15 protein-coding genes are annotated in these 13,005 nt (G+C 68.4%); 11 read left to right on the top strand and 4 right to left on the bottom strand.

The window, feature by feature from the left end; translation table 11 throughout:
- Positions 1–101 precede the first annotated feature (101 nt).
- A complete protein-coding gene (tyrS, locus tag MKL20_RS22005) occupies positions 102–1,373 on the bottom strand; it encodes a tyrosine--tRNA ligase (protein ID WP_244038449.1) in 1,272 nt (423 codons plus the stop codon).
- A 127-nt stretch (positions 1,374–1,500) separates the two neighbouring features.
- On the opposite strand from tyrS, the gene MKL20_RS22010 reads away from it, so the two are divergent.
- From MKL20_RS22010 to ribB, 7 genes are all read left to right on the top strand, one after another.
- Positions 1,501–2,640: an anhydro-N-acetylmuramic acid kinase gene (locus MKL20_RS22010; RefSeq protein ID WP_243972626.1), complete on the top strand. Its 1,140-nt coding sequence runs from the start codon at positions 1,501–1,503 to the stop codon at positions 2,638–2,640.
- Between the two features lie 70 nt (positions 2,641–2,710).
- A complete protein-coding gene (locus MKL20_RS22015) occupies positions 2,711–3,802 on the top strand; it encodes a catalase family protein (protein ID WP_244038450.1) in 1,092 nt (363 codons plus the stop codon).
- A gap of 13 nt (positions 3,803–3,815) precedes the next feature.
- The gene (locus MKL20_RS22020; RefSeq protein ID WP_244038451.1) at positions 3,816–4,409 is read left to right on the top strand and encodes a DUF3578 domain-containing protein; all 594 of its coding nucleotides are present in this window, start codon (positions 3,816–3,818) and stop codon (positions 4,407–4,409) included.
- A 48-nt stretch (positions 4,410–4,457) separates the two neighbouring features.
- Positions 4,458–4,757, top strand: a complete 300-nt coding sequence (locus MKL20_RS22025; protein ID WP_244038452.1) for a type II toxin-antitoxin system RelE/ParE family toxin — start codon at positions 4,458–4,460, stop codon at positions 4,755–4,757.
- Positions 4,754–5,056 carry an addiction module antidote protein gene (locus tag MKL20_RS22030; protein WP_244038453.1) on the top strand — a complete coding sequence of 101 codons (303 nt, stop codon included), beginning with the start codon at positions 4,754–4,756 and terminating at the stop codon, positions 5,054–5,056. The genes MKL20_RS22025 and MKL20_RS22030 overlap by 4 nt, the downstream gene beginning before the upstream one ends.
- A 59-nt stretch (positions 5,057–5,115) precedes the next feature.
- Entirely contained in the window at positions 5,116–6,213 is a 1,098-nt protein-coding gene (gene aroC, locus MKL20_RS22035; RefSeq protein ID WP_244038454.1) for a chorismate synthase, read from the top strand.
- Positions 6,214–6,372: 159 nt separating this feature from the next.
- A complete protein-coding gene (gene ribB / locus MKL20_RS22040) occupies positions 6,373–7,449 on the top strand; it encodes a 3,4-dihydroxy-2-butanone-4-phosphate synthase (RefSeq protein WP_243972618.1) in 1,077 nt (358 codons plus the stop codon).
- A 4-nt stretch (positions 7,450–7,453) separates the two neighbouring features.
- Here ribB and MKL20_RS22045 read toward each other — a convergent pair whose 3' ends face one another.
- Complete coding sequence (locus tag MKL20_RS22045; RefSeq protein WP_244038455.1) at positions 7,454–8,071, bottom strand: LysE family translocator; 618 nt, start codon at positions 8,069–8,071, stop codon at positions 7,454–7,456.
- Positions 8,072–8,232: 161 nt separating this feature from the next.
- Positions 8,233–9,162: a histone deacetylase family protein gene (locus tag MKL20_RS22050; protein WP_244038456.1), complete on the bottom strand. Its 930-nt coding sequence runs from the start codon at positions 9,160–9,162 to the stop codon at positions 8,233–8,235.
- A 184-nt stretch (positions 9,163–9,346) separates the two neighbouring features.
- Between MKL20_RS22050 and MKL20_RS22055 the strand changes: the two genes are divergently transcribed.
- The 3 genes from MKL20_RS22055 (at position 9,347) to MKL20_RS22065 (ending at position 12,632) form a co-directional block, all read left to right on the top strand.
- Positions 9,347–9,925, top strand: coding sequence for a L,D-transpeptidase (locus MKL20_RS22055; RefSeq protein ID WP_244038457.1), 579 nt, complete (start codon positions 9,347–9,349; stop codon positions 9,923–9,925).
- Between the two features lie 162 nt (positions 9,926–10,087).
- Positions 10,088–10,528 carry a hypothetical protein gene (locus MKL20_RS22060; RefSeq protein ID WP_243972610.1) on the top strand — a complete coding sequence of 147 codons (441 nt, stop codon included), beginning with the start codon at positions 10,088–10,090 and terminating at the stop codon, positions 10,526–10,528.
- Between the two features lie 100 nt (positions 10,529–10,628).
- Positions 10,629–12,632 (top strand): acetyl/propionyl/methylcrotonyl-CoA carboxylase subunit alpha, encoded by a 2,004-nt coding sequence (locus MKL20_RS22065; RefSeq protein ID WP_244038458.1) that lies wholly within the window; start codon positions 10,629–10,631, stop codon positions 12,630–12,632.
- A 27-nt stretch (positions 12,633–12,659) separates the two neighbouring features.
- Here the strand turns inward: MKL20_RS22065 and MKL20_RS22070 are convergent, their stop codons facing one another.
- Positions 12,660–12,830, bottom strand: a complete 171-nt coding sequence (locus MKL20_RS22070) for a hypothetical protein (protein ID WP_244038459.1) — start codon at positions 12,828–12,830, stop codon at positions 12,660–12,662.
- A 45-nt stretch (positions 12,831–12,875) separates the two neighbouring features.
- Here MKL20_RS22070 and MKL20_RS33060 point away from each other — a divergent pair, with 45 nt between their 5' ends.
- Complete coding sequence (locus tag MKL20_RS33060; protein ID WP_279594928.1) at positions 12,876–12,998, top strand: hypothetical protein; 123 nt, start codon at positions 12,876–12,878, stop codon at positions 12,996–12,998.
- The last annotated feature ends 7 nt before the right edge of the window (positions 12,999–13,005 follow it).

Genomic DNA, 13,005 nt, shown 5'->3' on the forward strand with positions numbered 1-13,005 from the left:
TCTGCCTGCGCGATGCGGGGGCACAAAATCAGCCCCGGCTTTTTTTAGCCTCGTTCGATGGGACGAAAGCGTACCTTGCCAGAATGCGCACGTAGCGAACCCTACTCAGCTCGCAGCAGCACGTGTCGCTTCTTGCCGAAGGACAGTTTGATCACCCCGTCTTGGGTTAGGTCCGCCGGCGTCAGCACCGCCTTCTCGTCCGTCACGGCGGCGTCGTTGACCCGGAGACCGCCACCCTTGATCTGGCGCCGCGCCTCGCTGGTCGAGGGGACGAGCTTGGCGATTTCCGGCCCGAACGCAGTGAGCACGCCAAGCCCCGCTTCCAGGATCGCGGCAGGCACGGTGACGCTCGGCAGGTCGGCGGCGAGCGTCCCCTCGACAAACGTCTTCCGCGCGGTCTCCGCGGCGGCCTCGGCGGCCTCGCGGCCGTGCATCAGCGCCGTGGCCTCAGTGGCGAGCACGGTCTTGGCCGCATTGATCTCGGAGCCGGCGAGCGCCGCGAGCCGCGCGACCTCGTCCATCGGCAACAGCGTGAACAGCTTGAGGAAGCGGGCCACGTCCGCATCCTCGGTGTTGCGCCAGAACTGCCAGTAATCGTACGGCTTGAGCATGTCCGGATTGAGCCAGATGGCGCCGGCGGCGGTCTTGCCCATCTTGGCGCCGGAGGACGTTGTCAGCAGCGGGCAGGTCAGGGCGTAGAGCTGGGGCGTGCCCATGCGCCGGCCGAGATCGATGCCGTTGACGATGTTGCCCCACTGGTCCGAGCCGCCCATCTGCAGGACGCAGCCGTAGCGGCGGTTCAGCTCCACGAAGTCGTAGGATTGCAGGATCATGTAGTTGAATTCCAGGAACGAGAGTTCCTGGTCGCGCTCAAGGCGCAGGCGGACGCTGTCCATCGACAGCATGCGGTTTACCGAGAAGTGGCGGCCGATGTCGCGCAGCATCTCGATGTAGTTGAGCTTGGTCAGCCACTCGGCGTTGTCGACCATCACGGCGTCGCCCGCGCCCTCGCCGAAGCGCAGGAACCGGTCGAAAGTCTTGCGGATCTCGGCCTTGTTGGCGTCGATCTGCTCGACGGTGAGGATCTTGCGGGTCTCGTCGCGGCCGGACGGGTCGCCGACCCGGGTGGTGCCGCCGCCCATCAGGGCGATCGGCTTGCCCCCGGTGGCCTGCAGCCAGTGCAGCATCATGATCGACAGCAGATGCCCGACGTGGAGCGAGGCCGCCGTGCAATCGTAGCCGACATAGGTGGTGAGCCGCCCTTCGAGCGCCGCGGCGTCGATCCCGGCGAGGTCCGAAGTCTGGTGAATGTAGCCGCGCTCGGTCAGGATCCGCAGGAAGTCGGATTTCGGCGCGAAGCTCTCGGCGGTCATGGCTGCGGTCTCGGATCGCGAGCCGGCGCGACAGGCCGAGGCTCTGCGTGCTAGCTCGCGCTGCTGGGGTTCAGGATACGGCGCGCTCTTAGCAGGGCGTTCGCCGAAAGGCACGGGGTCGAGCACAATGGCGATGATGCGCGCGATCGGACTGATGAGCGGCACCTCGCTGGACGGCGTCGACATCGCGCTGATCGAGACCGACGGCGAGCGGGTCCACGTCGTCCGAGGCCACAACAACTTCCTCGAGCCGCTCGGGCCGACGGGCTACCGCGGCTATTCCGACGAGGAAAAAGCGCTGCTGCGGGCCGCCACCAAGGATGCCGAGTCGGTGCTCCATCCAGGCGACCGCCCTGGGCGCCTGCCCGAGGCTGAGGCGTTCGTCACGCAGGCCCATGCCGAGGCGGTCGAGCGTTTTTTGGCTGAAAATGGCCTGAGCGCCGAGTCCATCGACGTCATCGGCTTCCACGGCCAGACCGTGATCCACCGGCCGGACCAGCGCATCTCGATCCAGATCGGCGACGGACAGGCACTCGCCACCCGGCTCGGCATCCCGGTGGTCTCGGACCTGCGCCGGGCCGATATCGAGGCTGGCGGCCAGGGGGCGCCTCTGGTGCCGGTGTTCCACAAGGCCCTGGCCGAAGCCTCCGGCTTCGACGGCCCGTTCGGCATCCTGAATATCGGCGGCGTCGCCAACGCGACGCTGATCGACTCGAAAGGCGGCGTGATCGCCTTCGATACCGGCCCCGGCAATGCACTGATCGACGAGTGGATGCAGGAGCGCGAGGGCAAGAACCTTGACGATGGCGGCCGCACCGCCGCCCGCGGCCGCGCCGACGAGCCGCTGCTCGCCTGGCTTCTGATGCACCCGTTCTTCTTCCGCCGGCCGCCGAAATCGCTGGATCGGAACTGGTTCTCGCACAAGCTCGCCGGCCAGCTCTCCACCGAGGACGGGGCCGCGACGCTCACGGCGTTCACGGCGCGGGCGGTGGCGCGGGCGCTGGACCACGCCCCCGAGATCCCGACCCGCTGGATTGTGGCCGGCGGCGGGGCGCGCAACGGCGAGCTGGTGCGGCTGCTGAACTATCATCTGCGCGCCGAGATCACGACCGCGGACGCGATCGGCTGGTCCTCGGCCTACCTGGAGGCGCAGGCCTTCGCGTATCTCGCGGTGCGCTCGCTCCGGGGGCTGCCGATTACCTTCCCGCCGACTACCGGGGTGCGCGAGCCGATGACCGGCGGGGTCCTGGCGCGACCGAATGCCTGATCCCCGCGCGGGCAACCGACGCATGGCCGGGCTGTTGGCTCCCGATAGGACGCAATCGGGATTAAAGACCTTGGCTGAGACCTACCTGCGCTACCACGACGGCATCGAGACGCCGGCTCCGGATGAGAACGACACCATCGACGCGATCATCGCGTCGATGACCCGCGAGAGCGAGACCACGGCCGACCGTTACGGTCACGCGGTGCGCGCCTCGCACGCCAAGGTCAGCGGTGTGGTCATCGGCCAGCTTCAGGTGCCGGACGATCTCCCGCCCGAGCTGAAGCAGGGCATGTTCGCCAAGGGCGGTACCTATCCGGTGATCGTGCGCTTCGCGCAGGGGCCGGGCGAACTCCTGAAGGATAGCGTTTCGACCCACCGCGGCATGGCGATCAAGGTGCTGGGCGTTGAGGGCGAGAAGCTGCCCGGCCACGGCGCAGCGACTCAGGACTTCGTGCTCGCGACCGGTCCGGTGTTTCCGAACCCGGATGCCAAAGGCTTTCTCGGCAGCATGAAGCAGCTCGAAGCCGGCACGAAGGCGCCGGAAGCCGTGAAAGCCGCCGTCTCGGGGACGGCACGGGCTATCGATACGGTCGTGAAGGCGGTGACGGGCGAGAGTTCGCCGCTCCTCGACTTCTTCGGGCACGAGCCGCTGCATCCGCTGGCCGAGCCGTATTACTCCCAGGCCGCGCTCCGCTACGGCGACCACATCGCCAAGATCGCCGCCTTCCCGGCCGGCCCGAAGCAGGAAGCCCTGGCCGGCGAGAAGCTGCATCCGGGCGAGGACCCGGACGCGTTCCGGCATGCGGTCACGGCTTATTTCGGAGGCGATACGGCCGTGTTCGAGATTCGCGCGCAGCTCTGCACGGATCTCAACGCCATGCCGGTGGAGGATGCGTCGAAGCGTTGGGACGAGGCGGCGAGCCCCTATCGCACGGTCGCGCGCCTTGTCCTGCCGGCCCAGGATTCCCAATCCGAGGCCCGCACCCGATACGCGAACGACGTCCTGTCCTTCCGGCCGGCCCACAGCCTCGCGGCGCACCGCCCGCTCGGCTCGCTGATGCGGGCGCGGCTCAAGACCTATCAGGCGCTTTCCAGCTTCCGACACGGCCGCAATCAGACGCCGGAGACGGAGCCGACCGGGATCGAGCAGGTTCCGACCTGATGCCGGTCACGATGTGAGCCTCGGCCATGCCCTGCGCCGGATCGTCGAGGAATATCCGCTCGCCCGGCTCGATCCGCCGGCCGGGCATCCCCTGGCGGCGGTGATCCGGCGGGGCGCGCCGGACGAACTGCGCGCCGCCCTCGAAACCATCGACGGCCCATTCCTAGTGAAGGGCAGCCCCGGACGCGGCAGCCACTGGGCGGCCGTGCCCTGGCTCGCCGTGTTCGACCCCGCCGTCACCACCAGCGCCACGCGCGGCTACTATCTCGTCTACCTGTTCCCGGCGCATCGCGAGGTCGTCCACCTGTCGTTGGCGCAGGGGACGGTGGCCGCGATCCGCGAGCATGGGCCGCGCGCCGAAGCCTATCTGCGCGCCAGCGGCGATGCTCTCCGCGCGCGCCTCTCCGACTTCGCCGACAGGCTGCCGAACAGATCTATTACCCTCGGCAGCGCGGGTGAGTTGCCGGAGGGCTACGAGGCGGCCCACATCCTGGGCTTCACCTACGAACTCGACGCTCTCGGCGACGAGCGGCGCCTGCGGGCGGATCTCGCGGTCGGGGTGGCGGCTTATCGGGCGCTCAAGGCGCGGGGCGGTCTCGTTGTGTAGACAGTGGCCGTTGACAGACTTATGTAGCTTTTAAGATACTGGCATCCGATGCCAACGATTCATCAGACCGAGATCTACGCGGCTTGGTTCGCGGGTTTGCGCGACGAGCGTGCGCGGATTCGTATCGACGTTCGCATCAAACGCCTTGCTCTGGGAAACGCCGGGGACGTGAAGCCGGTCGGCGAAGGCGTCAGTGAGATGCGGATCGATTACGGACCCGGCTACCGCGTTTATTTCGCGCAGCGCGGAAGGGAAATCGTTCTGCTCCTGTGCGGCGGCGATAAGCGCTCGCAGGATCGGGATATTCGTGAGGCCCAGTCGCTTAATCGACAGGAGCAAAATCGATGACCATCGAAACTCGTCCCTGGGACGTCGCGGAACATCTCGATACGCCCGAGCGCATCGCCCTCTACATCGAGGCAGTGCTTGAAGATGGCGATCCCGCGCTCATCGCTTCAGCCATCGGCGACGTGGCGCGGGCGCGCGGCATGGCCCAGATCGCGGCCGAGACAGGGCGATCGCGCGAGAGTCTGTATCGGGCCTTGTCCGAGAAGGGGAACCCGCAGCTCGACACGTTGGTGGGGGTCCTCAAGGCGATCGGGCTGAGACTCAGCGTGCAGCCGATCGCCGGCTCGGAGCCGGCATAGGACTTCGCGCAGGAAGACGGTTTGTGCCCCCGGCGCTCCCGCGCTAGACGGGCCGCGTCATGTCTCACAACTCGTTCGGCCACCTGTTCCGCGTCACGACCTTCGGCGAGAGCCACGGGGTCGCGCTCGGCTGCGTGATCGATGGCTGTCCGCCAGGGCTGGCGCTGGAGGCCGAGGAGATCCAGGCCGAGCTCGACCGCCGCAAGCCGGGCCAGTCGCGCTTCACCACCCAGCGCCGCGAGCCCGATCAGGTGAAGATCCTGTCGGGGGTGTTTTCCGACGACCGCACCGGCGGGCGCCAGTTCACCACCGGCACGCCGATCGCCCTGATGATCGAGAACACCGATCAGCGCTCGAAGGATTATTCCGAGATCCGCGACAGCTACCGGCCCGGCCACGCCGACTACACCTACGACGCCAAGTACGGCATCCGCGATTATCGCGGCGGCGGCCGCTCCTCGGCTCGGGAAACCGCGGCGCGGGTCGCCGCCGGCGCCGTGGCGCGCAAGGTGATGCCGGGCATCACCATCCGGGCGGCCCTGGTGCAGATGGGACCGCACGCCATCGACCGGTCGCGCTGGGACTGGGCAGAGGTTGGCAATAATCCGTTCTTCTGCCCCGATGCCGAGGCGGCTGCCCTGTACGAGACCTATCTCGACGCGATCCGCAAGGACGGCTCCTCCGTCGGCGCAGTGATCGAGGTGGTGGCCGAGGGCGTGCCGCCGGGCCTCGGCGCCCCGGTCTACGGCAAGCTCGACGCGGATCTCGCCGCCGCGATGATGTCGATCAACGCCGTGAAGGGCGTCGAGATCGGCGACGGGTTCGCGGCCGCCGCCTTGCGCGGCGAGGACAATGCCGACGAGATGCGCTCCGGCAATGGCGGGCGCCCGCGCTTCCTCGCCAACCACGCGGGCGGCATCCTCGGCGGCATCTCCAACGGCGAGCCTGTGGTGGTGCGCTTCGCCGTGAAGCCGACCTCCTCGATCCTGACCCCGCGCCGCTCGGTGACCCGCGACGGCGCCGAGGTCGACCTCATCACCAAGGGCCGCCACGACCCCTGCGTCGGCATCCGCGCCGTGCCGGTGGCGGAGGCCATGATGGCCTGCGTGCTGGCCGATCACTATCTACGCCATCGCGGGCAGGTGGGAGCGGCCTGAACCGCCGGGGCCGTGCCCGATCGCGCCGCGATCGGCTAAGCTCCGAGTCCGAAATTTTCACAGGCTCGCGCGCGCCGGACCGGGATCCCTGCCGGCGGTGCGCGAGCCAGGCCTTTCCTCCCCTGGTGGGCGGGGAGATGCGAGACGAGAGAGCGATCCGTGCCCCATTGCACCGTCACCGAGGCCATCGCAGCCTTTGCCCGCGGCGAGATCGTGGTCGTCACCGACGATGACGATCGCGAGAACGAGGGCGACCTCGTCGTCGCGGCCTCGCTCTGCACGCCGGAGAAGATGGCGTTCATCATCCGCAACACCTGCGGCATCGTCTGCGCGCCGATCACCCAGGACGAGGCGCGGCGGCTGCACCTCGACCCGATGGTGGCCTCGAACGATGCGCCGCTCGGCACCGCCTTCACGGTCACGGTCGACGTGAAGCACGGGCTGACCACCGGCATCTCCGCGGAGCAGCGCTGCAACACGGTGCGGGCGCTCGCCAACGGCAACATGGGCGCCGGCGATTTCGTCCGCCCCGGCCACGTCTTCCCGCTGATCGCCCGCGACGGCGGCGTGCTGATGCGCTCGGGCCATACCGAGGCCGCGGTCGACCTGTGCAAGCTCGCCGAGTTGCCCCCGGTCGGCGTCATCTGCGAGCTCGCCAATGACGACGGCACCGTGATGAAGGGGCCGCAGATCGAGGCCTTCTCTGAGACGCACGGGCTGAAGCGCGTCTCGGTGGCCGACCTGATCGCCTATCGGCAGGCGCGGGACCGGCTGGTGGAGCGGGTCGGGCACTTCACCGTCCAATCCAACCACGGCGAGGTGACGGCCTACGCGTTCTCGACCCCCTTCGAGGCGATCCAGCAATTCGCCTTCGTGATGGGCGATATCGGCGATGGCCGCGACGTGCTGGTGCGGCTGCACCGCTCCAACGTCGCCGCCGACGTGATCGGCGGCGGCAAGCAGATCGATGCGGTGCTCAAGCGCTTCGCGTCCGCCGGCCGCGGGGTGCTGGTCTACCTGCGCGACGGCACCGCGGGCGTCCCGCTGAAGAGCACCAAGGAGGAGGGGACGGAGGCCGTGCGCGCCCGCCAGTGGCGCGAGGTCGGGCTCGGCGCCCAGATCCTGCGCGACCTCGGCGTCGTCTCGATCCGCAACCTCGCGACCTCGGCCCGCTCCTATGTCGGCCTCTCGGGCTTCGGCATCGAGCTTCTGGGTGATGAGCCGCTGGAGGGGTGAACCCTCAGGCGCGTCTCGCGACGGTCCAGACCGCCGCGCCGGCCATGATGGCGGCCGCGCCCCGGTTCAGCCGGGCGCGAAAGACGGGTTTCCGCAGCGAATTCCGGGCCCGGGCTGCCAGGGCGGCGTAGGGCGTCACCACCGCCGCCAGCACCAGCGCCGTCAGTCCGACGAGAACGCCGAAGTCGCCCGCCGTGACCGTCCTGAGGTCGACGATCGTGGGCAGCACGGCGAGGTAGAACACGATCGTCTTGGGGTTAGCCAGGGTGACGGTGATCCCCGCGATGAAGCTCGCGAACGGCCGATCCGCGTGGCCGCCCTCGATCCGATCGGTCTTCCCGGCCGAGCGCCACAGGCGCACCGCCAGGTAGGCCAGATAGAGGCCGGCACAGAGCCGGACGACGACGAAGACTTCGCCCAACGTCTCCGCGATCAAGGCAAGCCCGAACACGGCGGCGGACAGGAATATCAGATCCCCCAGGATCAGCCCCACCGAGAAGGCCATGGCGGCCCGGAAGCCCGAACTAAGCGCTCGCGCGACCAGCGCGATGATCCCCGGGCCCGGGACCGCCGCGGCGATGCCGAGCGCCAGAGCGTAGGTGAAAAAGCCGGCCAGCGTCATCGACTGCCCCCGAATCTGACCGAAGGCCCGACGCTCTCAAGGCGATGTATCCATGGGGGGAAGACGCAGCGTTTCACCGGCGGCACGTGTCCGATCGATTCTGACCCGACCGATCATGCCGCCGATCGCACCGCCCGCAAGCCAAATCCGATCGCCGTGCGTCACCGCCCCATCAGCGCATCCACATGGGCGGAGACGGATTTGGACAGCCCTTCCAGGCTGTAGCCGCCCTCCAGCACCGAGACGATCCGGCCACCGGCACAACGCTCGGCCACGTCCATCAGCTTGCGGGTCGCCCAGCCGAAATCCTCCGCCTCGAGCCGGAGATTCGCCAGAGGGTCGAGGCGGTGGGCGTCGAAACCCGCCGAGATCACGATCACGTCGGGCCGGAAGGTCTCCAGGCGCGACAGGATGCCGGCCTCGAACGCCTCGCGAAACACCGCGCCGTCGTCGTTGGGCCGCAGCGGCACGTTGACGATCGTGTCCTTCTCGCCGCGCTCCGAGGCGGCGCCGCTGCCCGGGAACAGCGGCATCTGGTGCGTCGAGGCGTAGAGCACGCTGGCATCGTCCCAAAAGATGTCCTGGCTGCCGTTGCCGTGGTGGACGTCCCAATCGACCAGGGCCACCCGCTCGGCGCCGTGCTTCTCCCGGGCGTAGCGGGCCGCGATGGCGGCGTGGTTGAACAGGCAGAAGCCCATGGATCGGGTCCGCTCGGCATGGTGGCCGGGCGGGCGCATCGCCACGAAGGCGTTGCGGCACTCGCCGGCCATGACCGAGTCGAGGGCGTGGTTGGCGCCCCCGATCGCCCGCAGCGTCGCCTCCAGGCTGCCGGCGGACAGGATCGTGTCGGCATCGATCCCGACCATGCCGTGCTCCGGCACAGCGGCGACCAGCGCGTCGACGTAGTCGCGCGGATGCGCCAGGGTCGCGACCTCGATCTCCGCCCGCGGCGCGGCCACCCGCACCAGGCCGGCGAAGCGTTCGTCTTCCAGGGCGCGCTCGATCGCTCGCATCCGCGCCGGCCGCTCCGGATGCCCCTCCGGGACCTCGTGGTCGAAACTCGCCGGATGGCTCACGTAGAGGGTGGTCACGACGGTCACTCCCGGATGCGGTCCTGTCGCGCGCCTGCAACAGGAGCCGGCAATGTGCCATGGGCGCAACGCGCGGACTACGGCGGGGTGCCCGCCCTGGTTATAGTTGCTCAAATCTTCCGCGGGACGCGTCGCGACCGGGTGGGGCACGCCCGACGCCCGGAAGCCGTCCGAGGACAGCCGCATGCGCATCATCCCGGTCATCGCCTGCGCCTTGCTGCTCGCGGGCTGCACGTTCAAAGCCGTGCCGGACCCAAAAATCTCGGCCCGCGACGCGGAGTTCATGGCCCTCGTGCCCGAGGCCGAGTTCGATCCGCACTTCGCCCGCTACCAGGTGAGCGACCCGACCGGGAAGCCGCCGGGCACGATCGTCGTCGAGAGCAAGGAGCGCCAGCTCTACCTCGTGCTGCCGGACGGCAAGGCCATCCGCTACGGGGTGTCGGTGGGCGACGAGGCCTATGGCTGGACCGGCACCGCCACGGTCGACCGCAAGGCGGAATGGCCGGCCTGGAATCCGCCGGTTGAGATGATCAAGCGCTGGCCCCACGTCCACGCCATGCAGGGCGGTCCGATGAATCCGCTCGGCGCCCGCGCCCTCTACCTGACGGATCACGGCAAGGACACGCTCTACCGGATCCACGGCACCAACGAGCCGGAAAAGATCGGGCAGGCGGTCTCCTCGGGCTGCATCCGCATGCGCAACATCGACGTGGTGGACCTGTTCAATCGCGTGCCCGTGGGGGCCACGGTCATCGTCCGGTAACGCAACTGATCAACGTCCCAATAAGCCTGCTTGCTCGGTCCGTGTTTACCTGAACTTCCGTTCAGATCTTGCCGTTAACTTCCGGCAGGGGTGCCGTCCCGTAAGTTCACATCACACCGGGACAAGCACCGACCGCAGCAAAGGTCGGAGGAGCAGGCAGCCATGACCATGATCTCCGTTCAACAGTTCTGCAACCATGCCGTTTCGACTGGCGCGATCAGCGACGAGGACCTCCTGGTCCTCAAGCGCGAGGTGCTGCCGGAGGGGATCATGAGCCGCGACGAGGCGGACATGCTGATCGCCCTGGAGCGCGCGGTGATCGGTTCCGACGATTTCGCCGACTTCCTGGTCGCCTCGGTGGTCGACTTCGCCGTGTGGGGCCTGCGCCCGACCGGCTATATCGACCGGGAGGTCGCCGCCTGGCTCGCCGGCTCGCTCACCGGCCGCGACGGCCCGAGCCCGGTCGGCGCCCGGATCGCCATGGAGATCGTCCGCGAGGCGCAGGGCAGCGCCGAGGCTCTGATGGCCTTCGCCCTCGACGCCAACCGCTGGACGCGCGAGGCGAGCCAGGCTCCGCGCATCACCTTCGCCCTGGCGGCTTGAGCCTAAGACCAAGGCGCAGCTTCCGTCAGCGGCACAACTGATCTATCGGGACAGTCAAGCCGGTGTGCAATCCGGCGATCTCGAGAGCGATGCGCCAGCGATGTTCGATAAGATCCTGATCGCCAACCGGGGCGAAATCGCCTGCCGGGTCATCAAGACCGCCCGGAAGATGGGCATCAGGACGGTCGCAGTCTATTCGGACGCCGACCGCGACGCGGTCCACGTCGCCATGGCCGACGAGGCGGTCCATATCGGCCCCGCCGCCGCCGCGCAGTCCTATCTGGTCATCGAGAAGATCGTCGAGGCCTGCCGGCAGACCGGCGCCCAGGCGGTCCATCCCGGCTACGGCTTCCTGTCCGAGCGCGAGGCCTTCCCGAAGGCGCTCGAGGCCGCCGGCATCGTGTTCATCGGCCCCAATCCCGGCGCCATCGCCGCCATGGGCGACAAGATCGAGTCCAAAAAGGCGGCCGCGGCCGCCAACGTCTCCACCGTCCCGGGCTATCTCGGCGTGATCGAGAGCCCCGAGCACGCCGTCGAGATCGCCGACGGGATCGGCTACCCGGTGATGATCAAGGCGTCGGCCGGCGGTGGCGGCAAGGGCATGCGCATCGCCCATTCGTCGGGCGAGGTCGCAGAGGGCTTCGCCCGCGCCAAGTCGGAGGCGTCCTCGTCCTTCGGCGACGACCGGGTGTTCGTAGAAAAGTTCATCACCGACCCGCGGCATATCGAGATCCAGGTGATCGGCGATAAGCACGGCCATGTGATCTATCTCGGCGAGCGCGAGTGCTCGATCCAGCGCCGCAATCAGAAGGTGATCGAGGAAGCGCCGTCACCGCTGCTCGACGCCGAGACCCGCCGGAAGATGGGCGAGCAGGCCGTCGCCCTCGCCAAGGCCGTTTCTTACGATTCCGCCGGCACGGTCGAGTTCGTTGCCGGCCAGGACAAGTCCTTCTACTTCCTGGAGATGAATACGCGACTGCAGGTCGAGCATCCGGTCACCGAGATGATCACCGGCCTCGATCTCGTCGAGCTGATGATCCGGGTCGCAGCCGGCGAGAAGCTGCCGCTCACCCAGGAGCAGGTGAAGCTCGACGGCTGGGCGGTCGAGAGCCGCGTCTACGCCGAGGATCCCACCCGCAACTTCCTGCCCTCGATCGGCCGGCTCACCACCTACCGGCCGCCGGAGGAGGGCCGGCAGGGCACCGCGATCGTGCGCAACGATACCGGCGTGGAAGAAGGCGGCGAGATCGCGATCCACTACGATCCGATGATCGCCAAGCTGGTAACCTGGGCGCCGACCCGCGCCGAGGCGATCGCCGCGCAGGGCGATGCGCTGGACGCCTTCGCGATCGACGGCATCCGCCATAACATCCCGTTCCTCTCGGCGCTGATGGCCCATCCGCGCTGGCAGGCGGGCGAGCTCTCCACCGGCTTCATCGCCGAGGAGTTTCCGAACGGCTTCGTCGCCCCGGAGCCCGCGGGCGCGGTGGCGGTCCGCATGATGGCCGCCGCGGCGGCGATCGACCACAAGCTCAACCAGCGCAAGCGCGGGATCTCCGGGCAGATGCGCGCGCCTGGCCTGTTCGCCTTCGAGCGCGACCGCGTCGTGATCCTGGCCGGGCAATCCTACCCGGTCACCGTCGAGCCCGAGGGCGAAGACCTGATCGTCACCCGGGATGACGGCACCGCGCTCACGGTGGCGAGTGCGTGGCGCCCTGGCGAGCCGGTCTGGATCGGCACGATCGGCGCCGAGCGCGTCGCCATCCAGGTCCGCGGCCTGCTGAACGGCGTGTTCCTGCAGCATGCCGGCGCGGCGGCCGAGGCGCGCGTCTACACCCGCCGCGAGGCCGAGCTCGCCGCGCTGATGCCGGTGAAGGAGCAGGCCGGCTCCGGCAAGCAGGTGCTCTGCCCGATGCCGGGCCTCGTGAAGCAGATCCTGGTCACCGAGGGCCAGGAGGTGAAGAACGGCGAGCCCATCGCAGTGGTCGAGGCGATGAAGATGGAGAACATGCTCCGCGCCGAGCGCGACGCCACGGTCGCGAAGATCCACGCCAAGGAAGGCGATAGCCTTGCGGTCGATGCGGTGATCCTGGAATTCGCCTGATCGTCGCGCGGTCGTCGTGACTGCGATTCACAACGAGCAGACGAAGCTCCTAGCCACCGCGCTGAACAACATCGCGGTGGCTTTTGTGGTGATCGGGTTCGTAACGCCGATCACGGCCATGAGTTTTGGAGTCGCGAGCGCGCCTACCTTGCGTCCGGCCACCGCCTTCTTCGCGGCGATCTGGCTTTCAGCAGGCATCGGCATACATTCTATTGGCAGGCGCGTGCTGCGGAGCATCAAGCCATGAGCTCGGGTGAGATCTTTGTGACGTTCGTCATCCCGGCGGTCGCCATCACCGTGGCCTATACGGCAATGCGCTTGAACGAGTGGGCGATTGCGCGGGAAGAGCGCAAATCCGGGGAATGAGTCGGCG

The organism is Methylobacterium sp. E-066 (assembly GCF_022829635.1).
Lineage (GTDB): Bacteria > Pseudomonadota > Alphaproteobacteria > Rhizobiales > Beijerinckiaceae > Methylobacterium.